At 68.3% G+C, this 25,807-nt stretch carries 20 protein-coding genes; 6 read left to right on the top strand and 14 right to left on the bottom strand.

Features of this window, described 5'->3' with window-relative positions; genetic code table 11:
• Positions 1-56 precede the first annotated feature (56 nt).
• Positions 57-2,321 carry a methyl-accepting chemotaxis protein gene (locus tag AB3X08_RS03235; RefSeq protein WP_369936192.1) on the bottom strand — a complete coding sequence of 755 codons (2,265 nt, stop codon included), beginning with the start codon at positions 2,319-2,321 and terminating at the stop codon, positions 57-59.
• 244 nt (positions 2,322-2,565) lie between these two features.
• Here AB3X08_RS03235 and AB3X08_RS03230 point away from each other — a divergent pair, with 244 nt between their 5' ends.
• From AB3X08_RS03230 to AB3X08_RS03220, 3 genes are read left to right on the top strand one after another with little or no spacing between them, the layout of a single operon-like run.
• Complete coding sequence (locus AB3X08_RS03230) at positions 2,566-4,083, top strand: FAD-dependent monooxygenase (protein ID WP_369936191.1); 1,518 nt, start codon at positions 2,566-2,568, stop codon at positions 4,081-4,083.
• A complete protein-coding gene (locus tag AB3X08_RS03225; protein ID WP_369936189.1) occupies positions 4,025-4,738 on the top strand; it encodes a TetR/AcrR family transcriptional regulator in 714 nt (237 codons plus the stop codon). Before AB3X08_RS03230 ends, AB3X08_RS03225 begins: the two co-directional genes overlap by 59 nt.
• On the top strand, positions 4,671-5,798 hold the full coding sequence (locus tag AB3X08_RS03220; RefSeq protein ID WP_369936188.1) for an MBL fold metallo-hydrolase: 1,128 nt from the start codon (positions 4,671-4,673) through the stop codon (positions 5,796-5,798). Before AB3X08_RS03225 ends, AB3X08_RS03220 begins: the two co-directional genes overlap by 68 nt.
• A 22-nt stretch (positions 5,799-5,820) precedes the next feature.
• On the opposite strand, the gene map is transcribed toward AB3X08_RS03220, so the two are convergent.
• Both map and AB3X08_RS03210 read right to left on the bottom strand, forming a co-directional pair.
• Entirely contained in the window at positions 5,821-6,597 is a 777-nt protein-coding gene (gene map / locus AB3X08_RS03215) for a type I methionyl aminopeptidase (protein WP_369936187.1), read from the bottom strand.
• A complete protein-coding gene (locus AB3X08_RS03210) occupies positions 6,594-6,806 on the bottom strand; it encodes a ParD-like family protein (protein ID WP_184412261.1) in 213 nt (70 codons plus the stop codon). The genes map and AB3X08_RS03210 overlap by 4 nt, the downstream gene beginning before the upstream one ends.
• A 183-nt stretch (positions 6,807-6,989) precedes the next feature.
• On the opposite strand from AB3X08_RS03210, the gene AB3X08_RS03205 reads away from it, so the two are divergent.
• Positions 6,990-8,537, top strand: coding sequence for a sensor domain-containing diguanylate cyclase (locus tag AB3X08_RS03205; protein WP_369938396.1), 1,548 nt, complete (start codon positions 6,990-6,992; stop codon positions 8,535-8,537).
• 51 nt (positions 8,538-8,588) lie between these two features.
• Here AB3X08_RS03205 and AB3X08_RS03200 read toward each other — a convergent pair whose 3' ends face one another.
• The 8 genes from AB3X08_RS03200 to AB3X08_RS03165 all read right to left on the bottom strand — a co-directional run bounded on the left by AB3X08_RS03200 (position 8,589) and on the right by AB3X08_RS03165 (position 21,633).
• On the bottom strand, positions 8,589-9,020 hold the full coding sequence (locus AB3X08_RS03200) for a gas vesicle protein (protein WP_184412262.1): 432 nt from the start codon (positions 9,018-9,020) through the stop codon (positions 8,589-8,591).
• Positions 9,021-9,178: 158 nt separating this feature from the next.
• Positions 9,179-10,336: a LacI family DNA-binding transcriptional regulator gene (locus tag AB3X08_RS03195; RefSeq protein WP_369936185.1), complete on the bottom strand. Its 1,158-nt coding sequence runs from the start codon at positions 10,334-10,336 to the stop codon at positions 9,179-9,181.
• Positions 10,337-10,411: 75 nt separating this feature from the next.
• Entirely contained in the window at positions 10,412-12,853 is a 2,442-nt protein-coding gene (locus AB3X08_RS03190) for a GH92 family glycosyl hydrolase (RefSeq protein ID WP_369936184.1), read from the bottom strand.
• Positions 12,854-12,996: 143 nt separating this feature from the next.
• Entirely contained in the window at positions 12,997-16,098 is a 3,102-nt protein-coding gene (locus tag AB3X08_RS03185; RefSeq protein ID WP_369936182.1) for a TonB-dependent receptor, read from the bottom strand.
• Between the two features lie 283 nt (positions 16,099-16,381).
• A complete protein-coding gene (locus AB3X08_RS03180) occupies positions 16,382-19,774 on the bottom strand; it encodes a GH92 family glycosyl hydrolase (protein ID WP_369936180.1) in 3,393 nt (1,130 codons plus the stop codon).
• A 433-nt stretch (positions 19,775-20,207) separates the two neighbouring features.
• Positions 20,208-20,582: a nuclear transport factor 2 family protein gene (locus tag AB3X08_RS03175; RefSeq protein ID WP_369936178.1), complete on the bottom strand. Its 375-nt coding sequence runs from the start codon at positions 20,580-20,582 to the stop codon at positions 20,208-20,210.
• Positions 20,583-20,599: 17 nt separating this feature from the next.
• Positions 20,600-21,199: an NADP-dependent oxidoreductase gene (locus tag AB3X08_RS03170; RefSeq protein ID WP_369936177.1), complete on the bottom strand. Its 600-nt coding sequence runs from the start codon at positions 21,197-21,199 to the stop codon at positions 20,600-20,602.
• Positions 21,187-21,633 carry an alcohol dehydrogenase catalytic domain-containing protein gene (locus AB3X08_RS03165; protein WP_369936175.1) on the bottom strand — a complete coding sequence of 149 codons (447 nt, stop codon included), beginning with the start codon at positions 21,631-21,633 and terminating at the stop codon, positions 21,187-21,189. The genes AB3X08_RS03170 and AB3X08_RS03165 overlap by 13 nt, the downstream gene beginning before the upstream one ends.
• On the opposite strand from AB3X08_RS03165, the gene AB3X08_RS03160 reads away from it, so the two are divergent.
• A complete protein-coding gene (locus tag AB3X08_RS03160) occupies positions 21,632-22,282 on the top strand; it encodes a TetR/AcrR family transcriptional regulator (protein WP_369936174.1) in 651 nt (216 codons plus the stop codon). The two genes, AB3X08_RS03165 and AB3X08_RS03160, sit on opposite strands and share 2 nt — an antisense overlap.
• 14 nt (positions 22,283-22,296) lie before the next feature.
• On the opposite strand, the gene AB3X08_RS03155 is transcribed toward AB3X08_RS03160, so the two are convergent.
• Positions 22,297-23,247 (bottom strand): AraC family transcriptional regulator, encoded by a 951-nt coding sequence (locus tag AB3X08_RS03155; protein WP_369936172.1) that lies wholly within the window; start codon positions 23,245-23,247, stop codon positions 22,297-22,299.
• 97 nt (positions 23,248-23,344) lie between these two features.
• Here AB3X08_RS03155 and AB3X08_RS03150 point away from each other — a divergent pair, with 97 nt between their 5' ends.
• Positions 23,345-24,097 (top strand): SDR family oxidoreductase, encoded by a 753-nt coding sequence (locus tag AB3X08_RS03150; RefSeq protein WP_369936171.1) that lies wholly within the window; start codon positions 23,345-23,347, stop codon positions 24,095-24,097.
• A 510-nt stretch (positions 24,098-24,607) separates the two neighbouring features.
• Here the strand turns inward: AB3X08_RS03150 and AB3X08_RS03140 are convergent.
• Both AB3X08_RS03140 and AB3X08_RS03135 read right to left on the bottom strand, forming a co-directional pair.
• Positions 24,608-24,760 carry a hypothetical protein gene (locus AB3X08_RS03140; protein WP_369938395.1) on the bottom strand — a complete coding sequence of 51 codons (153 nt, stop codon included), beginning with the start codon at positions 24,758-24,760 and terminating at the stop codon, positions 24,608-24,610.
• Positions 24,761-25,315: 555 nt separating this feature from the next.
• Positions 25,316-25,750 (bottom strand): SymE family type I addiction module toxin, encoded by a 435-nt coding sequence (locus AB3X08_RS03135; protein ID WP_369936169.1) that lies wholly within the window; start codon positions 25,748-25,750, stop codon positions 25,316-25,318.
• Between the last annotated feature and the right edge of the window lie 57 nt (positions 25,751-25,807).

Raw genomic sequence — 25,807 nt, 5'->3', positions numbered from 1 at the left:
GGCACGCCCCGCAGCGCGGCAGGGCGGCGCCGCTGCGCTGGCGGCGCCGGCGGAACTCAGAACTCTTGCCAGTCGCCGCCGTCGGCCGCCACCACTTCGCGAGCTGGCGCGCGCGCCACCGCGCGCCGCGCCGGGGCCACCGCCTTGGCCGCCACCTTGGCCGGCGCACGCACCGCCACCGCAGCGGCGGCCGCGCGCGGCGCGGCGACCGTTGCCGACGCGGCGGCATGCGGGTCCAGCGTGAACAGCGCCACGGCATCGTTGAGGTGACCGGTCTGCTCCTCCATCGAACGTGCCGCCGCGGTGGCTTCCTCCACCAGCGCCGCATTCTGCTGGGTCGCCTCGTCCATCTGGGTCACGGTCTGGTTGACCTGCTCGATGCCGGCCGACTGTTCCTGCGACGCGGCGGCGATCTCGGCCATGATGTCGGTCACGCGCCGCACCGAGGCGACGATCTCGCCCATGGTGTCGCCGGCTTGGTTGACCAACTGCGACCCCACCGCGACCTTGCCGACCGACTCGTCGATCAGCCCCTTGATCTCCTTGGCGGCGCTGGCCGAGCGCTGCGCCAGGGTGCGCACTTCCGAGGCGACCACGGCGAAGCCGCGGCCCTGTTCGCCGGCGCGCGCCGCTTCCACCGCCGCGTTCAAGGCCAGGATGTTGGTCTGGAAGGCGATGCCGTCGATCACCGTGATGATGTCGGCGATGCGCCGCGAGGACGCGTCGATCTCGTGCATGGTGGCGACCACGCGGCCGACCACCTCGCCGCCCTGCGAGGCGACCGACGCCGCGCCGATCGCCAGCTGGTTGGCCTGGCGCGCGTGCTCGGCGTTCTGCTTCACCGTCGAGGTCAGTTCCTCCATCGATGCGGCGGTCTCTTCCAGGTTCGCTGCCTGCTGCTCGGTGCGCCGCGACAGGTCGTCGTTGCCCGAGGCGATCTCGCCGGCCGCGGTGCTGATGCTGGAAGACGCCTGCTGGATGCGGCCGACGATCTGGGTCAGCTGCGCGACGGTGCTGTTGGCATCGTCGCGCATGCCGGCGAACACGCCATGGAACTGCCCGTGCATGCGCACGGTCAGGTCGCCGTTGGCGATCGCCCGCAGCAGCTGCGAGACCTGGGCGAGGTTGTCGTCGGCGACCTGCATCATGGTATTGAGGTGCTCGATCATCGAGCGGAAATCATGGTCGAAGCGCAGCGCGTCGCCGCGCTGGCTGAAATCGCCGATCGCCGCGGCCTGCGCCAGCGACTGGATTTGGGTATTGATCGCCAACAGGCTGGCCTTGGCCGCGTCCATCGATTCATGCAGGATCGCGCGGCTGCCGGGCAGGCGCCGCGCGTCCTGCGACAGATCGCCGGCCGCATACCGGTTGAGCACGGCGATGGCGTCCTTGATCGCGTCCAGGTGTTCGAAGATCACCGTGTTGATGCCGGCCGCGAGTTGGCCGTACACGCCCGGGAAATCCTCCGGAATGCGGTGGCCGATGTCCGGGCCGGCATGCATCTGCATCATCTGCTGGGTTTCGCCGGAGAAGCGGCGCAGCATCACCGTCATGTCGCGGGTGGCGGCCAGCATCTTGCCTGCCTCGTCGGCGCTGGTGGCCTGGATGTTCACCGACAGGTCGCCGCGCGCGACCGACTGGATCGCATGCACCGCCTTGCCCAGTGGGCCGGTGACCGCACGCGAGATCACCACCGCCAGCGCGGCGGCGATCAGCGACAGCAGCAGCATGCAGGCGACGATGGCGATGACGCTGGCACGATGCGTAGCATTGGCCTTGTCGATCTTCGCCTGCATCTGCTCGGCGCTGTAGGCGCCCAGTTCCTTGAGCGACTCGAAGAGCTTGCGCCGCGCCGGACGCGACTTGTCGTCGGAGATCTGCTGCGCCAGCGCGCCGTCGCCGGCGGCGACGGCCGCGCGCATCTCGGCGTTGGCGCCGAAGTACCCGTTCACGTCCGCCTCGACCTTCCGGTACAGCGCCTGTTCCCTGGCGTCGGCGGGCAGCGCCGCATAGGCGGTCAACTCTTCGCGCACCAGCTTGGTGGTCGCGTCCATGCGCTTGTTGTAGTCGGCGACCTTGTCGGGCTTGGCCAGCATGGTCAGCAGCGACAGCTCGAAGGTGCGGAACTCGCCGAGCTGCGCGCGCACCTCGCCCAGGTGCTGCACCGACGGAATCTCGTTGCCGGCCATCGCCGCCAGTTCGGCGTGCGCGTCGCCCAGGCGGATCAGGGCGAAGGTACCCAGCATCACCGTCATCAGGGTCGTCAGGGTGAACCCCACTGTCAGTTTGCGGGCGATGGGCAGATCTTGAAACCACTTCATGGTTGCAACTCCGTCAGAGAGTGTCCGGCCCTTGAAGGCTGCCGGCGGCATCCAATTCCGCCGAGGTGGAATTGGGGCAATGTCGCTGGAGAGGTAACGGCATCGCCAATCCAAACCTGAGGAAGCGATCCCATTTCATTGCTGAACGCGTTGGCGACAAATGGCTTCCAAGAGGGGTGCGCCCTTGACGGCGAGGCCATTCGCGCCAATAAATGACCCATTGGTCATTTAAACGAGGCGTGGCATGACCGACGTTCTGATCGCAGGCGCGGGCCCCACCGGGCTGACCCTGGCGCTATGGCTGGTGCGGCAGGGCGTAAGCGTGCGTCTCATCGACAAGAGCGGCGGCCCGGGCGAGACCTCGCGGGCCATGGCGGTGCAGGCGCGCACCCTCGAGCTGTACCGGCAGGTGGGCATCGCCGATGCGGTCGTCGCCGCCGGCCATCGCACCCCGGCCATGAACCTGTGGGCACGCGGCAAGCGTCGCGCGCGGATCGCACTGCGCGATTCCGCGGTGGGCATCTCGCCCTACCCGTTCATGCTGATCTATCCGCAGGACCAGCATGAGCGCCTACTGATCGCGCAGCTGCACACGCTCGGCGTCGCGGTCGAACGCACGACCGAACTGCTCTCCTTCGCGGACCACGGTGATCGCGTCGTCGCGCGCCTGCGCCTGCCCGACGGCAGCGAACAGGCCGCGGAGGCGCGCTACCTGGCCGCATGCGACGGCGCGCGCTCGCCGCTGCGCCACCAGCTCGGCATCGGCTTCGAGGGCGGCACCTACAGGCAGGTGTTCTACGTCGCTGATGTCGAACTTGGCGGCCTGCAGTCGATGGACGAAGCGCATATCGCCCTGGGCGACGGCGACTTCATCCTGGTCCTGGCCTACAGCAAGCGCGGACACTATCGGTTGATCGGCACCGTGCGCGATGAGCGTGCCGACCGCGCCGAGAGCCTGACCTTCGCCGACGTCGGCCAGGACGCCATCCGCAACCTCGGCGTGCGCATCGAACGGGTCAACTGGTTCTCGACCTACCGCGTGCACCATCGCGTCGCCGACGCATTCCGCCGCGGCAACGTGTTCCTGCTCGGCGATGCAGCGCACGTCCACAGTCCGGTCGGCGGACAGGGCATGAACACCGGTATCCTCGACGCCATCAACCTGTCTTGGAAGCTCGCCGATGTGCTCAAGGGCCGCACGTCCGATGCCGTGCTCGACAGCTACGCCGCCGAGCGGCAGGCGTTCGCGCGCACCCTGGTCGCCACCACCGACCGCGCCTTCACCCTGGTCACCGCCGAAGGCAGCGTCGCCGGTTTCGTCAGAACCTACATCGCTCCGACCGTGGCCAGCCTGGCTTACCGGCTGCGCAATGTAAGCGAGCTGATCTTCCGCACCGTGTCGCAGACGATGCTGCACTATCGCGACAGCCCGCTGAGCGCCGGCAAGGCCGGCGCCGTCGCCGGCGGCGATCGCCTGCCGTGGGTGCAGGCCGCGGACGCGGACAACTATGCAGCGTTGCCGCAGATTGGCTGGCAGTTGCACGTCTACGGCAGCGCGCGGCCCGGGTTGGACGCGTGGTGCAACGCCCGCGGCATCGCCCTGCGCGTCTTCGCATGGCAGCCCGAACATCACGCTGCCGGTTTCGCGCAGGACGCGGCCTATCTCGTGCGTCCCGACGGCTATGTCGCCTGCGCCGTGGCCGATGCATCCCTCGCGGCGCTGGATACGTATCGTGTGTCCCACGGGTACAGCCCGCACTGAGCATCGAGACCGCATGACGCAAGCGACCACGCCCAAATGGAAACGCCGCAAGGACGAACGCCCTGCGGAAATCCTGAGCGCCGCGCTCGACGCCTTCGCCGAGAACGGCTTTGCCGAGACCAAACTGGCGGACGTGGCCAAACGCGCAGGCGTGGCGAAAGGCACGCTCTACCTGTATTTCGACAACAAGCAAGACCTGTTCGCCGCGGTGGTGCGCCACGCGCTGCTGACCAACCTCGCCCCGATCGAGGAAGCCGCCGCCACCTTCGAAGGCGGCCTCGCCGAACTCGCCACCCTGTTGCTGGCGCGCGCCGCCGAGCGCATGGGCGACCAGCGTCTGCCCGCGATCATGCGCATGGTGATCGGCGAAAGCCGTGCGTTTCCGGAGCTGGCCCGCATCTGGCACGCCGAAGCCATCGACCGGGTAATGTCCACCATCGCCGGCCTCATCGAAACCGCCCAGGCGCGCGGCACGGCCCCCGCCGGCGACCCCAAGCTCTACGTGCTGTCGATCATGGGACCGATGCTGATGGCGATGCTGTTCCAGCAGGTGTTCGGCAACGACAGCGCGCACGTGCCGGACCTGCATGCACTGGCTGAGCAGCATGGCCGGCTGTTGCTGCACGGGATCGAACCGCGATCGGCCGACGGATGAGCCGAAACCGGAACTTGCCCGTTCGTCACTGCGCGACTTGCGCCATCCCCCCTCCATCGACGCACTTCCAATGAAAAACCCCTACTACAACGGCCCGGTCAGCGACCACTTCGATGGCGTGCGCTTCTTCAATCCCGGCCAACCGACCATCGACAACTCGCTGGCAAAGGTGCTGCGCTGGAAAGCCGCCATGGACACCGTGCGCTGGCCCAGGCACGTGCCGGTCACGCCCGCCGTGCCTGCGCCGCGGCACCAGCGCCTGCACGTCACCATGGTCGGCCATGCCACGTTGCTGATCCAGGTGGCGGGCCTCAACCTCCTCACCGATCCGGTCTGGTCGCAACGCGCCAGCCCCTCGCAGATCGCCGGTCCGAAGCGGGTCACGGCCCCGGGCGTGCGCTTCGCGGACCTGCCGCCGATCGATGCGGTCCTGCTGAGCCACAACCACTATGATCACTTCGATCTCCACACCTTGCGCAAGCTGCATCGGGCGCATCGCCCGCTGTTCGTGATGCCGCTGGGCAACGATCGCCTGCTGCGCAACAGCGTTCCCGATGCGCGAATCGGCACCGGCGACTGGCACGACCGGCTCCCGATCGGCGAGGGCGCAAGCGTGACCCTCACCCGCGCCAACCACTGGTCCAGCCGCGGCGTGCGCGACCGCAGGATGGCGTTGTGGAGCGGCTTCTTCCTCGAAACGGCACAGGGTTCCCTCTGGTTCGCAGGGGACACCGGCTACGGCGATGGCGCCATCTTTCGCGAGATCCGCAGCAGGTACGGCGCGCCCGACGTGGCCTTGATCCCCATCGGCGCCTACGCGCCGCGCTGGTTCATGGCGCCGCAGCACATCGACCCCACCGAAGCGGTGCACATCTTCCAGGACACTGGCGCCCGGCATGCGCTGGGCATCCACTGGGGCACCTTCCAGCTCACCGACGAAGGCCGCGAGGCGCCGCGCGAGGCGCTCGCGGACGCGCTGCGCCTGGCAGGCATCGACGCCGCCAGATTCGTCGCCGCCGAACCTGGACAGGTCTTCGACTTCGCCGCTCCGGCGGCGTAGCGCCGCGCGCCTGCCGTTCGCTTCAGTCGATCCGGCAAAGCGGCTTCTCGCCGGGCCGCAACGTCAACACGCGCACTCCGCTGCGCGTCACCGCCACGGTGTGCTCGAACTGCGCCGACAGCTTGCCGTCGCGCGTGTGCACCGGCCATTGCTCCGGCTCGGAGCGGATCGCCGCGCGGCCCTGGTTGAGCATCGGCTCGATGGTGAACACCATGCCTTCCTGCAATTCCAGACCGGTGCCGGCGTGTCCGTAGTGCAGGATCTGCGGGTCTTCGTGCATCTCGCGGCCGATGCCGTGTCCGCAATACTCCTTCACCACGCTGTAGCCGTGCTCGCGCGCATGGCGGGCGATGGCCTGGCCGATGTCGCCCAGGCGCGCGCCCGGGCGCACCGCGGCGATGCCCTTCCACATCGCCTGGTAGGTCGCCTGCACCAGCCGCCGCGCCGGATAGGCGACCTCGCCGACCAGGTAGGTGGTGCTGGAATCGGCGAGGTAGCCGTTCTTCTCCAGCGTGATGTCCAGGTTGACGATCTGGCCGCTGCGCAGCACGTCCTCGGCCGACGGCACGCCGTGGCAGACCACATCGTCGATCGAGGCATTGAGCACGAACGGGAAGCCGTACTGGCCTTTGCTGGCCGGCCGCGCGTCCAGGTCCTCGACGATCATGCGTTCGACGAAGGCGTTGAGTTCCAGCGTGCTGCGGCCTTGCAGCGGCAACCGGTCCAGCGCATGGAACACCTGCGCCAGCAGCCGGCCGGACTCGGCCATCAGCGCGATCTCCTCCGGCCGCTTGATCACGCCCGTCCCGATTTCAACGCCTGCGGCTGCACTCCGGCCGCGCGCAACTCGCGCGCCACCAGATCCTGGAACGACAGCTCCGGATGCATCTCGCACAGCATGCCGATCTTGATCCAGAAGTTGGCCTGCGCATTGATCGAGCGGCTGGTCACCGTGCAGGCGCGGCGCAGCTGGTCGTGCAGGTCGTCGTCGATGTTGACGATACCCATGTGAGTTCCCCCGGCCAAGACGTTATATGGATCATATACGTTTCGCATATGCCCGGGCAAATCGCTGCCGGCATTGTTGGCGCGGCGTCCGGCGGCGCTCGACCGCTCCTGCGGCCACTGCGCCGTCGCTGCCGCACGTCCGCGGCACCGCGACCAAGCGCTGCGCCGCCTGCGTGCTGGCGCATGCCGGCCGGCCGCCGCCAACTGCGGCACGGGGATTGCAGGAAGAGCCCATTGGCCCCCTGGCGGAAGGCGGACGTGAGCGCAGACAAACACCGACGGCACCTGGCCCAGCGCGTGGCGCTGTACCTGTTCGTCACCGCGGCGTGGGCGATGCTGGCCGCGTCGGAATACTCGTCCCTGCGCGACGCCAGGAGCACGGCGTTGCGTACCGCGCAGACCAGTTCGCTGAACCTGGCCAGTTCCCTGGCCCAGCACACCAGCGACTCGTTCGCGATCGCCGAGACCTTGCTGTCGGGCATCGTGGCGCGTGTGGAAACCGGCGACAAGGAACCCAAGGCGCTGCATACCTTCCTGGTCGAAGAAGCCAACCGTTCGGACCGGGTGCACGCCATCTTCGTCTACGACGCCAGCGGGCAATGGGTGAATTCCTCGCTGCCGGGAGGGCCGCGCCACCACAACAATGCCGACCGGGACTACTTCAAGCACCACAAGAACCAACACGACAGCCTGCCGTTCGTCGGCCACCCGATCCAGAGCCGCTCCGACGGCTCGTGGATCGTCACCCTGACCCGGCGCATCAACAATCCCGACGGCTCCTTCGGTGGCGTCGTGCTGGCCAGCATCCGCCTGGACTATTTCAGGCGCTTCCACAGCACCTTCGACGTCGGTCACCACGGATCGATCGCCATCATCCACGACGACGGCACCATCATCTCCCGCTACCCGGGCGACGAGAGCCTGAGCGGCACCAGCATCGCCGGCTCGCCGATCCACCGGACCATGCAGCGGCTGCACCGCGGCTGGGTCACCTACGTTTCGCCGCTCGACGGCGTGGAGCGGATTTCCGGCTTCGCCCAGGCCCGGCCCTATCCGCTGTCGGTGCTGGCCGGCGTGTCCTCGCGCGAAGTGCTGGGGCCATGGCGGAAACTGGTGCTGCGCCGCTCGATCGTCACCCTCATCGGCTGCGCCCTGTTCGTCGGCCTCGGCATCTGGCTGGACCAGCAACTGCGGCGGATGCACGCAAGCGAGACCAGGCTGAGCACAGAGGCCTGGATCGACACGCTCACCGGCATCTACAACCGGCGCGGCTTCGACCACAAACTGCGGCGCGCGCTGCAGCAGAGCGAAGCCGTGCACTCCCCCGTCTCGCTGCTGATGATCGACATCGACCATTTCAAGCTCTACAACGACACCTATGGCCACGTGAACGGCGACGCCTGCCTGCGCCAGGTGGGACAAGCGCTGGCGGCCTGCGCATCGCGGCTGCACGACGCCGCCGCGCGCTACGGCGGCGAGGAATTCGCGATCGTGCTGCCGTTCACCGACCACGCCGGCGCGGAAAAACTGGCGGAGCAGGTGCGCTCGGCGGTGCGCGCATTGGACCTTCCGCACGCGTCCAGCCCGACCGCCCCGCAGGTGACGGTGAGCGTCGGCATCGCCTGCGTGAGCATGCAGGACCAACCGTGGTCGGCCGCCGAACTGGTCGGCATGGCCGACGCCGCGCTGTACCGGGCCAAGCAGGCGGGCCGGGATCGCGTCTCCACCTAGCCGCACAAAAAACCCCGCCGAAGCGGGGTCATGCGCTGTTGCTGCAACCGGTCAGACGCTGGACATCAGGCCGATGCTGAAGCCGGACACCTGGCTGATCCGCCCGCGCCAAAGACAACCGTTGACCGGAAACTCGCCGCCCGTGGCCACCACCCGTGCATCGGCGAGGTGCACGAAGGTGGCCGGCTTCAGCTCGCTCTGTTCGTAGATGTCGCGGTAGGGCTGGAAGCGTTCCTGCAGCGGCGCGACCAGTTCGTCGGGCGCCACCTCGGTGATCGACTCGGTCAGCCGCTGCATGAATTCCTTGCCGCCGATCAGCATGCCGGAGATGGTGCTGCCGCCCACCGTCAGCGTCAGCCCGATCTGCACGCCCAGGTTGGCGATCGCCACCAGGTCCTGCAGCAGGTAGTCGGGATGATGCGCCGCGGCGAGCAGCGCATCGGTATCCAGTGCCGCGGTCGATGTTTCTTCGTGTTCTGACATGTGTCCTCTCCCTTCGCGTCGCCACGGCGATCCCATGGTGGCATGAGGGTATACAGATTAGGTGGCGGACGCACGACCGGACGCGTTCCCCATGTCGCGTGAGGTGCATCGGAGGGCGACGGCCACTGTCGACTCTCGCCGAACCGATGATCGCAGCGCTACGCGCGGGCGGAAACGGGCGATGCGCCGCTGCTCTCGCGCACCGACAGACTCACCGGCGCGATCGTCCTGCGCGGCGCGGCGCCTTCGTTCAGCTGGTCCAGCACCAACTGCGCCGCCTGGCGGCCGCACGCGCGCGGATGGACGGCGAGCGTGGTCAGCGGCGGCACGCTCATCGCCGCTTCGGCGATGTCGTCGAAGCCGGTGACGGCGAAGTCCTGGCCCGGCCGGATGCCGCGCGCCAGCAGGCCCAGCATCAGGCCCAGCGCGACCATGTCGTTGTAGCAGACCGCGGCGGTCGGCGGCGCCTGCATGCCGAACAGTTCGCCAAGGCGCGCCGCCGCGTCCACGCGATTGGGCGCCGACTCGATCAAACAGGCCGGATCGACGGGCAACCCCGCCTGCGCCATCGCCTGCGCGTGGCCGGCACGGCGTTGGCGGCACGAACTGGAATCGGCATGCCCGCCGTAGAAGGCGATGCGGCGATGGCCCAGCGCGATCAGGTGCTCGGTGGCCAGTTGCGCCCCGCGCTGGTTGTCCAGCCCCAGGAATCCCCAGTCGTCGGCTCCGCTGAGTTCGCGATTGAAAAGCAGCAGGTTCGCGCGCACACCCAGCACCTTGCGCAGTTGTGCGGCGTCGCTGCCCTCGGCCGGCGACAGGATCACCCCCGCCGGCATGTGCTCCATCAGCGAACCCAGGATGGCCTGCTGCCGTTCGGGCGACTCGCCGGTACTGCCGAGCAGGGTCACGTAGCCCTTCTCCCCCAATGCCTCGTCCACGCCGGCCGCGAACTCGGCGAAGAACGGATTGGCCAGGTCGTTGATCACCAAGGCCACGCAGGTGGAGGTGCGCCGGCGCAGATTGGCAGCGCCACGGTTGTAGACGTAGCGCTGCCGCTTCAGTTCCGCTTCCACCCGCGCGCGGGTATCGGCGTGGACCAATGGGCTGCCGCGCAGCACCAGCGAGACGGTCGCGCGGGAGACGCCGACCGCATCGGCGATGTCGGTGACGGTGACCACGCGTTGCCGGTCGCGCACTGCGGCGGCCGGCGCGGCCTTCCCCGGGCTATCCGCGCCCGTCGCCACCTGCCCCGCCTTGGGCGAAACGACCTTGGACGCGCGTGCAGACGGGGCACGGGGTGGACGCTTTTGACGCATCGGATCGCTTCCCTTCTGGCCAGACGCGCAGCGTAAACCATTGGCTGCGCGAGACGTCCCGCCGCGTGCGCGGGCTCAACGCCAGCTCACCTGCGTCGCGGCGGGGTCGGCGCAGGGCGACAGCGGCAGATCCTGCGGCCGCGTGCCCCAGCCCTGCGGCTGCGGCGCATCGCTCAGCGCGAACCGCAGCCGGCCGCCCCGCTGCAACTGCGCCCAGTCCAGCCACACCGGCGCGTGCGCGTGGCCATCCAGCGACACGCCACCGACGTAACGCAGCTTGCCGTCGCCGGCCTGCGGCGCGTCGATGCGCAGCGTGCGGCCCGGTCCCACGTCCAGTTCGATGCGCGAGAAGCGCGGCGCATGCAGCAGGAACTGGCCGGTGCCGGGCACCGCCGGATACAGGCCCATGGCGCTGAACAGGTACCACGCCGACATCGTGCCCAGGTCGTCGTTGCCGGTGACGCCGTTCGGCGCATTGGTGAACAGCGTCTGCGCCGCATGCAGCACGGTGCTGGTCTTCCACGGCTGGCCGATCAGCGTGTACATCCATGGCGCGTGCAGGTCGGGTTCGTTGTTGGGGTTGTAGCGGAACTGGCTGTAGTAGCTGTACGGCCCCACCACCCATTCCTTGCGCGCGGCGCCGGCCGGATCGGCCAGCAGCGCGTCGTAGGCGAAAAAGGCATCCAGGCGTCGCGCGGCCTGCTCTGTCCCGTGCATCGCCTGCACCAGGCCGGGCACGTCCTGCTGCGCCAGCCACTGGTACTGCCAGGCGGTGCCTTCATGGAAGCCGTGCTGCGAGCGCGGGGTGTAATGGCCATCCGACGGCGTGTACCACGCACCGTCCTCGGTGCGCGGCCGCGGGAAACCGGTGAAGCCGGTTTCAGTATCGCGCACCGTCGGATCCCACACCGTCCGCCAATTGCGGCCACGACGATGCAGTACCGCCGCATCCTCGGCATGCCCCAACGCGCCGGCCATGGTCGACAGCGCGCAGTCGGCCAGCGCGTACTCCAGCGTCGCCGAGCCGCCGTGGTGCGGATCGACATCCATGCCCTTGGACGGGAATGCGCGGTCGTACTGCACGAAGCCCTGCGCCAGGTAGTTGGCGTTGCCGGAACGGCCGGCGAGCCGCGAGTTCAACGGCGGCATCTCGAAGGCGTTGCGGCGCAGCGCGGCGTAGGCCTCGGCCTCGCGCCCCTGCAGCGCGCCGAAACGCCACAGGTCGACCAGGAACGGCGTGACCGGATCGCCGGTCATCACGTTGCTCTCGAAGTTGGCGTAGCCCCAGCGCGGCAGCCAGCCGCCCTGCGCGTCGATCGCCAGGATCGAGCGGGCGATGTCGGCGGCGCGCTGCGGCCGCAACAGCGCCAGCAACTGGTTCTGCGAACGGTAGGTGTCCCACAGCGAGAAGAACTCGTGATAGGTCCAGCCGTCGGCGCGGTGGATCCCGTCGTCGTAGCCGCGGTAGCGGCCATCGGCATCGCTGCCGGTCAGCGGTTGCAGCAGCGCGTGGTACAGCGCGGTGTAGAACACCGTGCGGTCGTCGCCGCTGCCGCCGCGCACGCGCACGCTGGCCAGTTCCTTGTCCCAGGCCTGCTGCGCGCGGGCGCGCATGGCATCGAAGCCGAGCAGGCGGCCATTGGCCATGCCCTCGCTGCGCAGGTTGTTGCGCGCGCCCTCGGCGTCCACGTGCGAGATCGCCGAGATGGCGGTGACCGCACGGCCCTTGCCCAGGTCGAAGCTGAGCCACGCGCCGCTGGGCTTGCCCTCGCCCTCCATGCCATGCCGCGATCCCGGCACGCCGCCAGCTTCGCCCCAGGTGCCGAAGGCCTTGAACGGGCGATCGAACTCCAGGCGGAACCAGGTGGTGTACTGGTGGCCGCCGCAGAAGCTCTGGGTCACCAGCTTGCCTTCCACCACACGGTCGCCGACCACGCTCAGGGCGCTGCCGGTCACGACGTGGCGGGCGTTGGCCTGGCCGATGTTGACCAGCACATGGCCTTCGCCCGAGGCGGAAAACGTGTAGCGCTCGGCCGCGGCGTGGGTCAGCGCAGTGGCTTCGGCGTCGATGCCGCCGTAATCGGTCAGCCGCACCTTGTAGTAGCCGGCCTGGCCGCGCTCGCCGTCGTGCCGATAGCGCGCGCCGTAGCGCGTGTGGTCGAACGCCTTGGGATCGGCCGTGTCGAACTCGCCGCCGGGTCCGATGCGCCCGGTCACCGGCAGCACCGAGACCTGCCCGCCCTGTTCCCAGCAGCCGGCGCCGGACAGGAAGGAATGGCCGAAGCCGCGGATCTGCGGATCGTCGTAGCGCCAGCCCGCGTAGTGCGCGCCGATCGGGCTGACCTGGATCATCCCGAACGGCGCCGACGCACCGGGAAAGGTGTTGCCGTCGTCCTTGCTGCCGATGAAGGTGTTGACCTCGGCACTGGGCCGCGGCGCGGCGGCCAGCGCAGGCGCGGCAAGCAACAGGGACAGGGTGAGCGTGCGCAGCAGGGAAGGCAGTGGGGAAGGCTTCATGCAATGGGTCCTGTGGTGAACGACCGCGGCAAGCGCAACGAGCGGCCGTGGACGGCAGAAACGGTGGCCCGGTCGTCGCCAGGCCACCGCGCCCATACCAGCCTGCCGTGCGACGGAAGGTGGCATGGGCACGACGCTTGGGTCTAGAACTTGTAGGTCAGCCCAAAATACGCCAGCCGGCCGGCGTAGCCGCCGGTGTAGAAGCGAGCGCGGGTGTCGTCGCCCAGGTGCTGGCGCGACGCCTGCCTGGTCAGGTTCAGCACCGAGGCGGTGAGGCTGAGCGCCGGGGTGATGTTGTACGCCGCGTTCAGATCGATCTGGTAATACGGCTCCTCGTAGATGTTCAGCCCGTTGACCAGGCCCTGCACCAGCTCGCCGCGGCGGTTGTACGAGGCGCGCAGCAGCAAGCGGTCGGTCTCGTAGAACACGGTGAGGTTGGTCTGGTTTTTGGCGCTGCCCGGCATGGAGGTCTTGCCGACCTCGGTGCCGTCCTCCAGCCGCACCGCCGCCTTGCTGGCGTCGTTGTAGGTGTAGTTGAACTGCACGCCGAGGCCGAACGGCAGCGTGTGCTGCGCGTACAGCTCCACGCCCTGCGACACCGCATCCTGGCCGCCGGCCTGGGTGCTGTAGTTCTGCACGGTGACCATCTGCCCGTCGATCATCGTGTTCACGTCGCTGATCACGTCGACCGCGAAGTTCTGCACGTTCTTGCGGAACAGCCCCACACCGGCCACCGAACCCGGCTGGAAATACCACTCCAGCCCCAGGTCGAACTGGGTGGCCTTGTACGGCTCCAGGTTCTTGTTGCTGCCCGAGCCGTACCAGCCCTGCTCGCTCGCGCCGCCGGTCAGGCGCCGGTCGGCCACGTACTCGGGGCTGTAGTACTCCAGGCTGCCGGGCGCGGCGATGTCGTTGTAGCTGGGCCGTGCGATCACCTTGGAGGCCGCCGCGCGCAGCAGCAGGTTCTCGCTCAGGTCGTAAGCCAGGTTGAAACTCGGCAACACGTCGGTGTAGTTGCGGTCCAGCCCGCTGACCACGAACGACTCGGTGCGTTGCTCGGTATCCGACAGGCGCCAGTAGCCTTCGGTGCCGCAGTAGGTGTCGGCCGGGGCGCCGCCAGGCATGGCGGCGCCCTGCTGGCAGGCCAGCGGATTGCCGTCGGCGCCATCGAAGAAGTAATCGTTGTAGGCGGTCACCTTATCGGTGGAATCGGCATGCTGGCCGGTGCGCGCCACCCGCACGCCGACGTTGCCGCGCAGCCGCTCGGTGTGGAAGTTGAGTTGCAGGTAGGTGGAATAGATCTCCTCGTCGACGTTGTAGACGAAGTTGTCTTCGTTGCGCGTCTGCATCGCCCCATAGGTGCTGTTCAAGTAGCCGATGTAGCCGGGGAAGTTGATCGCCGGAAACGCGCTGGCCTTGACCCCGCCGGGGAAGTTGTCCATCGCAGACAGCAGATCCGGCGAAAACTGCGTGGCGATCGCGTTGCAGCGTCCATTCCAGTAGCGGTTGTCGTAGTCGCCCGGATCGGTACCCGGGCACACCCAGTAATTGTTGCCGGTGTTGCGGTGGATGCCGCCGTCGCGGCGCTTGAGGCCGAACTGCAGCGAGTCGAAGAAATCTCCATCGAAATGCCAGGTGGTATCGATCTGCGCGTACTGCTGCTGGTTGGTGTTGCGGGTCCAGGACGAGCCGGTCGAGCCCAGGTCGACCTGCAGGATGCCGTCGCGCAGGTTCTGCATCAGCTCCGGCGAGAAGGTCATGGTCGGCGTGCCGGTCAGGTCCCAGGCGCTGGCGAAGTTGCCGTTGCTCCAGCTGCCGTCGGCGTTCTGGCGGCGCGGCTTGATCGGCAGGGAGAACTGCAGCTCCGGCCCGCCCTTGGCCCAGGTGCGGCCGGCCTTGAACGACACGTCCACCTTCTCGCCACGCCATTCGCCGCCCAGGTCCACCGTCTGCGACTGCGATTTTTCGATGTTGTAGCTGCCGGTGATCTGCGGCGTCGGCACCGTGCAGTCGTCCGAGCCCCAGCCGCCCGGCGACAGTCCGGCCGCGGCGGCCTGGGCCTCGCTGCAGTAGTAGGTCTTGCCCGGATGCAGGCTGTAGGCGGCGCCGGTGACGACGGTGCCGCTGGGATCGAACTGCAGTCCGTCGAGCAGGCGGCCGCCGCGCCAGTTGCCGTCGCCGTAATAGCGCGCGATGTTCCACTCGGGAATCTTGACGGTATTGGTCTGCGAGTTCTGCGACAGGTCGAAGCGGAAGTAGTTCGCGGTCAGGGTCAGGTCGTCGGTCGGCTTGAACTGGAAAGTCAGCTGCCCGCCCTTGCGTTCGCGCTCCTCGCGTTTGACGTCCAGGCTGACAGACGTCGGCATCATGAAACGGGTGTAGTACTTGCCGTTCTGATCCCAGAAGCCGGTGCCGCCCCACCAGTTGGCGTTGAAGTCCGACGGATTGCCGTTCACGTCGACCGCTGCGCCGCCCTCGTCGCGGCCATACCACTGCCAGCTCTCGGTGCTGGAATTCAGCGTGCGCGCGGTGCGCTTTTGCTGCGTATAGCCGACGAACACGCCGAAGCGGTTGTCCTTGTCGTGCCACGAGTACGAGCCGGAGAACTGGCCGTCGGTCTTCTTGCTGGTATCCGACCACACGCCCTCGGCGGAGACGAAGCCGGAATGGGGCTCCAGTTCCAGCGGGCGCCGCGTCTGCAGGATCACCGTGCCGCCGATGCCGCCTTCGTCGATGCGCGCTTCCGGCGTCTTGTACAGCTCCGCGCTGCCCAACAGGTTCGACGGCAGCAGCGTGTAGTTGAACGAGCGCGTCGGGTCGCCATTGGATTCGGCGGTGGCGATGTAGTTGCCGTTCAATTCGGTCAGCACCAGCTCCGAGGACAGGCCACGCACGCTGACGTTCTTGCCCTCGCCGCCGTCGCGGGTGATGACCACGCCGGGCACGCGTTGCAGCGCATCGGCCACGTTCTTGTCGGGGAACTTGCCGACGTCCTCGGCGGTGATCACATCGACCACGGCGTTGGCGTTGCGCTTCTGCTCCAGGCTCTTCTCGATCGCGTAGCGGTAGCCGGTCACCATCACCGCATCCAGGTCCTTGGCCTGCAATTCGGCCTGGCCCGGGGGCGCCGGGGTGCCGTCGGCCTGCTGGGCGAACGCGGTGGTGGAGGCGGCGGTCGCGAACAAGGCGATGGCGATGCCGGCGGACAGCGTGCTGCGGTTGCGTGCGAATGGCATGCAGTTCATTTCAATCATCCTCTCCCAAAGATTGATCGGCTGCGGCGGATTTCTATCGATCCAAAGATCGGGCAAGAGCTCCGCGCGGTGTGACACGAAAACGTCCGGTTCCCAATTACGGCGATCCGGTTTCCCTACTTCCTTCTCCTCTGCGCAGCTGCGGTTAGATCGTTCTAATGCACTAAAAAATACAGCCCATGCAGCAGCGCTCGCCGCCGCGCAGGGGCCTACTGAGTTGTGCGGCGTCCGCGATGAGCGGCTGGCACGACGCGCGCGCCGCGTTCGCACCCGGTCATGGGACGGCCTGCCGGCTTACCGGCTGCAGCAGTTCGATCTCCGCCAGCGCCACGCCCTCGCCTGCCTCCAGGCGCAGGCGGTACGCGCTGTAGGCGCCGGGCTTGGCGATGCGGAACGGACGCAATTGCCGCGCCCAGGCAAAGCGCTGCGCGCGCCGCTGGTCCAGCGCGGTCCATGCGCCGTCGCCGTTGCGCCCTTCCAGCGTCCACGCAACGCCGGACAACGCAGCATCGGCACTGGTCAGCGTGTAGTGCGTGGCGCGTTGCGGCTTGGCGAAACGAAGGTCGACCGTGGCGCCTTGCGGCAGCGGCAACGCCGTCGTCGCATCGTCGTCGATCAGGACCGCGGCCTTGGGCTGTCCTTCCAGCGACACCGCAACGGCCTGCGACGCCACGTCCTCCAGGCCGCGCGGCGCGCTGCCCGGCGCGGTCAGCGACGGCGGCAGCGCGTTCGCGCCCGTGCCCCAGCGCGATGGCGTCGCGCCCATCACGAACTCCAGCGTGGCGCCGTCGGCGATGTCCTGGTGGCGCAACCAAGCCTTGTTCCACGGCTTGCCGTTGAGCGCGAGCGACTGCACGTATACGTTGCGCGCACTGTTGTTGCGCGCGATCACCACCAGCTTGCGGCCCTGGCCCAGATCGACCTCGGCGCGCGGGAACGCCGGCGAGCCGATCACGTATTCCGGTGCGCCCATGCGCAGCGGATACAATCCCAGCATGGCGAACAGGTACCACGCCGACATCTCGCCGTTGTCCTCGTCGCCCGCATAGCCCTGGCCGATCTCGCTGCCCAGGTACAGCCGGCGCAGCACCTCGCGGGTGATGCGCTGGGTCTTCCACGGTTGCCCCGCCGCCACGTACATCCACGGCAGATGGTGCGAGGGCTGGTTGCTGTGCGCGTACATGCCCATGCGCACGTCGCGCGCCTCGGTCATCTCGTGGATGACGCCGCGGTAGCTGCCTGCGAAGCGCTGGTCCGCGGTCTCCGGCGTGGCGAAGAGTTCGTCCAATCGCGCCGCCATGGCGTCCTCGCCGCCCAGCAGCCCGGCCAGGCCGGCGGCGTCGTGCGGCGTGGTGAAGGCGAAGGTCCAGGCATTGGCCTCGGTGTAGTCGCCGCCCCATACGCGCGGATCGAAGCGCGAGGCCGGCACATTCCAGTGGCCTGCAGGCGTACGCCCGCGGAAGAAGCGGGTGGCGGGATCGAACAGGTAGACGTAATCGGTGGCGCGCGCCTGGAAGTACTCGGCTTCCTCGCGGTAGCGCTGCGCCTGCTGCGGCTCCTGTTCCTGTTCCGCCAGCGCCTGCGCCATCTGCGCAAGGCCGAAATCGTTGAGCGCGCCCTCCAGCGTCCACGATAGCCCTTCGTGCACGTCGTTGGCGGCGTAGCCGCGGTACATCGAGCGCGCCAGGCCCTTGCGGCCGACGTTCGACACCGGCGGCACCACCGTGGCATTGCGCAGCGCCGCCGCATAGGCGACGTGCGCATCGAACCCGCGCACGCCCTTCAGCCAGGCATCGGCGAAGGCCACGTCGGAACTGGTACCGACCATCAGGTCCGCATAGCCCGGCGACGACCAGCGCGCCACCCAACCGCCGTCGCGGTACTGCTGCAGAAAGCCATCGATCATCGCCCCGGCCTGCTCCGGCGCGAACAGCGCATACGCCGGCCAAGTCGTACGGAAGGTATCCCAGAAGCCGTTGTTGACGAAGACCTTGCCCGGGAGCACCGGCGCCGAGGTGCGTTCGGCATCGCCGCCGGTGTTGTCCTTGGACCAGCTGTTCTGGTCGGCATGCCGCCAATCGGGATGCGCCGCATCGCCTACGTTCTCGTGGGCGATGTTGGGATACAGGAACAATCGATACAGGTTGGAATACACCGTGACCCGCTGGTCGTGGCTGGCGCCCTGCACCTGCACCCGGCCGAGCAGCGCGTCCCACGCGTCCTGTGCACGCGACTGCACCACCTCGAACCCGGCATCGCCGATCTCCTGCTGCAGATTGCGCTGCGCCTGCTCCACCGAGATCAGCGAGGTGGCGATGCGCATCACCACCGTGCGTTCCGCGCCCGGCGCGAACTTCACGTAGCCGGTCGGGCGGCCGGTGTCGATCTTGCCGCTGGCGATCCATGGGCGGTCGAAGCGCGCATACACGAACAGCCGCGTGGCACCGTTGGACAGCCCGCTGCGCGTATCCGAGTAGCCGCGCAACGTCTGCGTCGCCGCGTCCAGCGTCAGCCCGCCGCGCGCATCGACGTTGTCGAACAGCAGATTGGCGTCGCCACCCTCGGGGAAACGGAAGCGGAAGATCGCCGCCCGCTCGCTCGGCGCCAGCTCGGCGCGGATGCCGTTGTCGAAGTCCACCCGGTACAGATGTGGACGCGCCTCCTCGTGGTCGTGACTGAACGACAACGCGCGCTTCGCGCGATCCGCCTCCGGCACCCCGCGCGTGGACGAGGGCATCACCTGGAAGGTCTGGCGATCGCCCATCCACGGACTGGGCTCGTGACTGATCGACAGCGCCTGCAACCGCGGACGGTTGTCGGCACCGTTCTGCTCGTTCCAACGGTAGAGCCAGCCGAGCGAGCTCGCATCGGTGGCCGGTACGAAAAAATTGAACCCATGCGGCATCGCCGTCGCGGGGATGTTGTTGCCGCGCGAGAACGTGCCGTTGGACTGCGTGCCACGCGTGGTCACCACCTCGTCGCTGGGGCGCCGCGCCGCTGGCGATGCTGGCTCTCGGCGCACCGCGACATCGTCGATCCAGCCCGACGCCACCTTGCCTGTGCCTGGCTGCACCTGCAGCTCGATCGCGCGGATGCGCCTGCCGCGCAGGGCCACCACGTCGCCCAAACGCACCTGCTTCAACGCCCATTGCTGCGGATACAGCGTCTTCGACGCCGCCTGCGCCGCCGCACTGACCGGCGCACCGTGCTGATCCTCCACGTCCAACTCGGACAAACGGCGTCCATCGTCGAACAGCAGATCCACCGCCACGCCCGTGGACGCCACCGTCTCGCCATCGACGATCTCCGGCAGCACCATCCACGACAGCACAGTGTCCGGCTCCGCCGGCAGATCGACAGCGAACAGCTGCGCGCGCCCAGCCGCGGTGGCGCGATAGCGCAGCGCGTGCAGGCCGGTGTAGCCCACGCCGGCCTTGGCCGCGTAGGGATGTTCGGGACCGTTGCCGATGGCGACCTGCACGCCCTTTTGACTGGACTGCGCATCCAGTGCCGGCACAGTTTCGCCATGTTCGAACGAAGACGCGAATTCGGTATCGACCACAGCTGCCGCACATGTGCCTGCGAGCAGCAATGCCGAAGCAGCGACGCATGCCAACCACCGGCGCGAAGATTCAGGCAAGTGCGCAAAGCGCGGGCGAAACGGCATGACAGGCTCCCAAACTCAGTCGGTCGGTTGCCCGTGACGCGCATGACGTCACGGAATTCCGTATGCAACGGCGCGCAGTGACCGCGCAACGTGGACCGGATCGACCCGTTCGATCGCCGCTCAAGCCCGCCTCCGCTGCGGTGCCTGGACCGCATGTGCATGCGGATCCAACAACAAGCGCCGGCAAACTCGTAGCACGCGATCCCTACCTACCGTCTTCCCCCGGATGCACTGCATCAACGGTTTTGGATCGATCCAACGGAACTAGATGTAACACGTCCGTCGTGGAGTGGCATGCTGCTGCGCAACAGTTCGCGCGCGTATCGACACTGGAACCTAACGTCGCTGCTTCTCCGTTGATTACGGAAGGTGCATGGCGCCCATCTTTCACGCAGCACGCAGCAACCGATGGCCATAGAGCGGCCTTGCCTGTCTATCCCCTGACGTCATCCGGGATCCGCCGCGTGGCTTCTTCAATCCGCAGGAAGCGCCCCGCACGATCGCGTTCTGCGAAGACATGGACCTCGAATGCGATAGCGCTTCCGTCGCACAACGCCAGGCCGATGGTGTGCCGTTCCGCGTAGCGCGTCCCGCACGACAGCTCCTCGTGAACGGTGAACGTCGCATGCTCCAGCGTATCGCGCAGCTGCGCGATACGCTGAATCACCGCCGCCCGATCTTCCCATTTCCCATCGGTGCATTGACGAAACGCCACGCTGAAATGGCGGTCCATGGCCTCCGCAACACTGAGTTCGCGGTTGTTGAGGAGATCCTCGACCGCGGCCTGGACGGGACGCGTGGCGACCATGACGCGATCCTCGTCCCTCATTCGACCGTCATCACGATCTTGCCCTGGATGTGCCCTTGCTCCGCGCGCTCGTGCGCCTGCCGCGCCTGCGACAGCGCGAAGGTGCTGTCGATGGCCACGCGCACGGTGCCCGCATCCAGCAGTGCCGCGAGTTCGCCGAGTTGCGCGCCGCTGGAGCGCACCTGGGTGGTGGACACCGTCACGCCCAGTGCCGCCGCTGCGTCGTGCCCATCGAAGCCGAGCGGGAAGATGGGGAACAGCGCGCCGCCGCGCTTGAGCGTGCGCAGGAACCTGCCGGCGCCGGGGCCGCCGACGGCATCCACGACCAGATCCACGTCGCGCAACACGTCCTCCGCCGCCACCTTGGTGTAGTCGAGGAACGTCTCGGCCCCCAGCGCGCGCACGAAGGCTTCGTGCTTGCCGGAGGCCACCGCGATCACGCGCGCGCCCTGCCACCTGGCCAACTGCAGCGCGAAATGGCCGACGCCGCCGGCCGCCCCGTTGACCACCACGGTCCTGCCCTGCAGCGGCACCGGCTTATGCGGCATGGGCTGCAATGGATTGGCGACGTCGTGGCCCTGCGCGATCAGGAACTGCCACGCCGTCAGCAACGACATCGGCGCGCCCGCGGCGTGCACGTGATCGATCCCGGCCGGCTTGAGCGCCACCTCGCTGGCGGCGCGGCGATGTATTGCGCATACGCCTGGCTGCCGCCGGCCAGGCCGCTCGGAAAGCGCACCATCGCGTACACGGCGTCGCCTGGCGACAGCCCGTCCACGTCCTCCGCCACCGCCGCGATCACCCCCGAAACGTCCGTGCCCAGGATCAGTGGGAACGCCACCGGCGGGCGCCATTCCGGCGGCAGGCGGCTGTAGCCCTCACGCAGGTACAGGTCGGGAGGGTTCAGCCCGATGGCGCTGACCCGGATGAGCACCTCGCCCGGCCGCAGCACGGGCATGGGCGCGTCCTCGTAATGGAGCACGTCGGGGCCGCCGAACGCCCGCTGGCGGACGGCTTTCATGGTGTGCTGTGTGTCGTTGGGACTGTGCATGGCGTATCCTGATCGGAACAGTGCTCCGAATATACGGAGCACTGCTCCATTTGCAAAGGACAACATGCGCGCCGACGCTCAAAAAAACTATCAACGCCTGCTGGACGTGGCCCGCGAGGCGCTGGCCGACACCGGCGCCGACGCCTCGCTGCGCGACATCGCGCGCCGTGCCGAAGTCGGCCTGGGCACCTTGTATCGCCACTTCCCCACCCGCGAAGCGCTGCTCGAGGCGCTGCTGCGCAACGACTTCGAGGCGCTGGCGGCGAAGGCCGATGCCTTGCGCACGGCCAAGACCTCGGACCAGGCGCTGCTGGCCTGGCTGCAGGAGACCATCGCCTTCACCCATCGCCAGCGCGGCGTCATCGCGCCGATGATGTCCGCCATCGAAGACGACTCCTCCGCGCTGCACGCCTCCTGCGTGCGGCTGCGCTCCGCGGGCGCGACCTTGCTGGCGCGTGCGCAGGCGGATGGCAAGGCCCGCACCGACATGGACGGCGACGAGCTGTTCGACCTGATCGCCGCGCTGGCCTGGCTGCGCGAACAGCCGTCGCATGCCAAGCGCTCCGAGCGCCTGTTCGAACTCGTGACCGGCGCGGTCCTCGCGCAGCCCGCACCGCCTCCAACCAAGTCACCGGCCCGGAAGCGGTAGGCCGCGCCGCCTGCCTACTCCACGCCCTCGACTTCTTCGGAAACCAACGGCTCGCCGCGCGCAGCGTCGCGGCCGCTCGCGCGCGCGTACTGCGTCGGCGGCTGTCCGACGTGGCGGGCGAACGCGACGCTGAAGGTACTTGCGGAGCTGTAGCCGACGCGCTCGGCGATCTCGGCGATGCCGAACTCATCGCGGCGCAGCAGGTCCTTGGCCAAGGCCATGCGCCAGGCCAGCAGATATTCCATCGGCGCCATGCCCACCGTGCGGCCGAAGCGCTCGAAGAACGCCGAGCGCGACAACGCGGCTTCCTTCGCCAACGCCGCCACCGTCCATGCGCGCGTGGGCTGCGCGTGCATCGCGCGGATCGCCGCGGCCAGGCGCGCATCGGCCAGCCCGCGCGCCAGGCCCGGCGACGCCGCCGTGCCGGCGGCCGAACGCAGCGCTTCGATGAGCAGCACTTCCAGCAAACGCGAAAGCACGACCTCGCGTGCGGGCCGCGCCTCGCGCGACTCTTCGCTCACCAACTGCACCAACGTGGCGAGCCGTTGCTCGCCGTGCACATAGACCATCTGCGGCAGCAGCGAGACCAGCAGCGCCGCATCCGGCGAGCCGAAGCTGCAGTGGCCGGCCAGGATGCGCAAGTCGGTCGGGCCCTCCTGCGTGCCGATCCGGAACTCGCCGCTGCCCAGCGCGGTCGGCATGGTCTCGGCCACGTCCGCGTGCGGCGCAAGGCTGGACATCGTGATGCGGTAAGCCGCGGGCACGAGCACGAAATCGCCGACCTGCAGCAGGATCGGCGCGCCGCCATCGAGCGCCATGTAGCAACCGCCTTCCAGCACCGCGCAGTAGAAGGGCTGCCCGGCGTCGGAACGCCGGATGCGCCAGGCACCGGCACCGACCACGTGCTTGGAGAACCGGGCGGTCGGCTGCAGCAGCGTCACCACCTCGGCAAGGGGATCCACCATCGCTGGACGCTCGCAAACGAATCAAGGACTCCGGATCGTAGCGAGTACGGCGACCGCAATCTATCGTGGCTTCTCGTCCACGCGCAAAGGAATTCCCTTGAAGACCGTCCTGATCACCGGCTGCTCCTCCGGCTTCGGCCTGGAAACCGCCCGCTACTTCCTCGCCCGCGACTGGCAGGTAATCGCCACCATGCGCACCCCGCGCGAAGACCTGCTGCCGCCATCCGAGCGCCTGCGCGTGCTGCCGTTGGACGTCACCGACGCGCAGAGCATCCGCGCTGCCGTCGCGGCGGCCGGCCCGATCGACGTGCTGGTCAACAACGCCGGCTTCGGCGCGCCTGCGCCGTTCGAGCTGATGGACATGGACACCGTGCGCGCCCTGTTCGACACCAACACCTTCGGCGCCATGGCGCTCACCCAGGCGGTGTTGCCGCAGATGCGCGCACGCGGTGCCGGCGTCGTGGTGAACGTCACCTCCAGCGTCACCTACAGGCCGCTGCCGCTGGTCGGCGTGTACCGGGCGGCCAAGGCGGCGGTGAATGCCTTCACCGAGTCGCTGGCGAGCGAAGTCGAACCATTCGGCGTGCGCGTGCGCCTCGTGCTGCCGGGGTCCTCCGGCGAGACGCGTTTTCGCGACACCGCCCGTACCGGCCTACGCGGCATGGACGACCCGATCTATGGCGACTTCATGCGCCAGACCCTCGCGCGCATGGCCGAATCCACCGGCCCGGGCACGCGCATGCAGGACGTTGCCGAAGCCGTCTGGCGCGCGGCGACCGATCCGTCGGCGCCGATGTATCTGCCGGCCGGGGCGGATGCGGTGCAGTGGGCGGCGGGGGCGGCGGGCTGAGTTGGCGATCGTGCCAAGCGCGTCCGCGTGACACGCCTGGCGGTTCCGGCTTTTGCTGGAAAACCTGCAATGGTGTCGTCGACATGCTGCTGGTGGCCAACGACATCGCTGAAGGCCAAAGGCTTGCGGGGTCGGCAGGTAGCGGTGGTCGCCTGCCGGGCCTCACAGTGCTCCCCGGCAGTTGCCGCGCCAGGGCCCGGCGGCGACAGCCCGACGTGGCGCGGCGCCGTGCCTTCGCCGCAGGCGACACCGCCAGCGGCCGCGATCAGCAAGGCGCCAATGGCCATCGTGATGCGCACCTTGCCACCCACTCAAGCGCAGAGGCCGCAACGGATTGCTACTGCTCGATTGAAGGGCAGCGGCAGCGACAGCGGCCGGCCCAGGTCGGCGCCGACCCAGTCCGCGTCGTAGTGCAGTTCCACGTCCCCCCGCGCAGGAAGCGTCCAGCGCGCCACGCGCACGCCATTGGTCCAGATGGAGAGGCTGCGGCCGTGCGATCGACGCCCCATCTCACCACTCCGCTTGCGTGCTGGAGGACGCGGCAGGGTCGCCGCGGGTGCCGATGGTCAACTCCAACCCCAGCGCCGCGCACCACGCCAGGAGCTGCTCCACGCTCAAGGCATGGGCGTTCAACTTCAGAAGGGAAACCCGCGACTGGCTCAGGCGGAGACGGCCGGCCAGTGCAGACTGGGTCAGTCCTTGCGCCTTAGAAGGGAAACCCGCGACTGGCTCAGGCGGAGACGGCCGGCCAGTGCAGACTGGGTCAGTCCTTGCGCCTTGCGTGCGAACTGCTGCGTCGCGCCAAACTGCGTCGCGGCGACCAGAACGTGGCGCTTTGGCATTGGAGCAGTAGCCGTTATCCAGCTAACCGCAAATACCCGCAAAGCGAATAAAGTTCAAATAGTTGATATTCAGGTAGCCCGCCCGCTACCGGCTAGTCCTTACTTGCTGGATACGGACGTTTCGCCCCGCGTGAAGCGGTGACGATTGAGCAATTCGCCGCAGGCACAATCGCCGCACCTTCTGCGGTGATTGGGGCGGCCAATCGCCGCATAACATCCGTATTGCCCGCAGGGGACGGCGATCTACCGTCGTACGGAGGCGACTTCGTCCAAGGGCCGGCCCGTGGTGACGACGCGGCCAGCGCCGCGCCGCCTCCACCGCTCGAGCGACTCGGCTCCCAGCCGCCCCAGCAACACCACCGCCAAAACCGAGCGGCTAAGGCGCCAACTTGAACCTGCGTCGCGTCTTCGTCGCCGGCGGCGGCGCCACCGGCGCGACCGTGATCAGCAGGGCGCCATTGGCCATCGTGATGCGCACCTTGCCGCCCACCGCGAAGCCGAGGCCTTCCAGCCACAGGCCATGCAAGCGCAGACTGGGCACCTGCCGCCCGACCCGCATGCCATTGCGGTCCACATCGTAGTAGCGATAGCCGATGGTGCATTGTGTGGGTCGGCGCGGGACCGAGCGCCTGGGCGCGGCGACCTCGTCGGCCTCGGGGCACACCGGCAGTGCCGACGTTGCACCGGGCAGCGGTTCGGCGGCAATCGCATCCAAGGGGTCGGGCGATTCGAGCTTGAGCCAGCAGGGCGGCACCTTGGCGGCGCGGCGAGGAGATTTGGTCTTTGAACGAGCGGAAGCGCTACCGGACATGACGTCCTCCATTTGAGTGGGAGTCGCCAAGTGATTTCGGGAGACCAAACCCGGTTG

This window comes from Xanthomonas sp. DAR 34887 (assembly GCF_041245805.1).
GTDB classification, from domain to species: Bacteria; Pseudomonadota; Gammaproteobacteria; order Xanthomonadales; family Xanthomonadaceae; genus Xanthomonas_A; species Xanthomonas_A tesorieronis.
Note: the sequence above shows the minus strand (reverse complement) of the source record. Positions and strands in the feature narration are given on the sequence as shown.

Coding starts and splice junctions, on each gene's coding strand:
- AB3X08_RS03235 (WP_369936192.1), bottom strand. CDS start 2,321: ATGAAGTGGTTTCAAGATCTGCCCATCGCCCGCAAACTGACAGTGGGG.
- AB3X08_RS03230 (WP_369936191.1), top strand. CDS start 2,566: ATGACCGACGTTCTGATCGCAGGCGCGGGCCCCACCGGGCTGACCCTG.
- AB3X08_RS03225 (WP_369936189.1), top strand. CDS start 4,025: ATGCATCCCTCGCGGCGCTGGATACGTATCGTGTGTCCCACGGGTACA.
- AB3X08_RS03220 (WP_369936188.1), top strand. CDS start 4,671: ATGCACTGGCTGAGCAGCATGGCCGGCTGTTGCTGCACGGGATCGAAC.
- AB3X08_RS03210 (WP_184412261.1), bottom strand. CDS start 6,806: ATGGGTATCGTCAACATCGACGACGACCTGCACGACCAGCTGCGCCGC.
- AB3X08_RS03205 (WP_369938396.1), top strand. CDS start 6,990: ATGCCGGCCGGCCGCCGCCAACTGCGGCACGGGGATTGCAGGAAGAGC.
- AB3X08_RS03200 (WP_184412262.1), bottom strand. CDS start 9,020: ATGTCAGAACACGAAGAAACATCGACCGCGGCACTGGATACCGATGCG.
- AB3X08_RS03195 (WP_369936185.1), bottom strand. CDS start 10,336: ATGCGTCAAAAGCGTCCACCCCGTGCCCCGTCTGCACGCGCGTCCAAG.
- AB3X08_RS03190 (WP_369936184.1), bottom strand. CDS start 12,853: ATGAAGCCTTCCCCACTGCCTTCCCTGCTGCGCACGCTCACCCTGTCC.
- AB3X08_RS03185 (WP_369936182.1), bottom strand. CDS start 16,098: ATGAACTGCATGCCATTCGCACGCAACCGCAGCACGCTGTCCGCCGGC.
- AB3X08_RS03180 (WP_369936180.1), bottom strand. CDS start 19,774: ATGCCGTTTCGCCCGCGCTTTGCGCACTTGCCTGAATCTTCGCGCCGG.
- AB3X08_RS03175 (WP_369936178.1), bottom strand. CDS start 20,582: ATGGTCGCCACGCGTCCCGTCCAGGCCGCGGTCGAGGATCTCCTCAAC.
- AB3X08_RS03170 (WP_369936177.1), bottom strand. CDS start 21,199: ATGTCGTTGCTGACGGCGTGGCAGTTCCTGATCGCGCAGGGCCACGAC.
- AB3X08_RS03160 (WP_369936174.1), top strand. CDS start 21,632: ATGGCGTATCCTGATCGGAACAGTGCTCCGAATATACGGAGCACTGCT.
- AB3X08_RS03165 (WP_369936175.1), bottom strand. CDS start 21,633: ATGCACAGTCCCAACGACACACAGCACACCATGAAAGCCGTCCGCCAG.
- AB3X08_RS03155 (WP_369936172.1), bottom strand. CDS start 23,247: ATGGTGGATCCCCTTGCCGAGGTGGTGACGCTGCTGCAGCCGACCGCC.
- AB3X08_RS03135 (WP_369936169.1), bottom strand. CDS start 25,750: ATGTCCGGTAGCGCTTCCGCTCGTTCAAAGACCAAATCTCCTCGCCGC.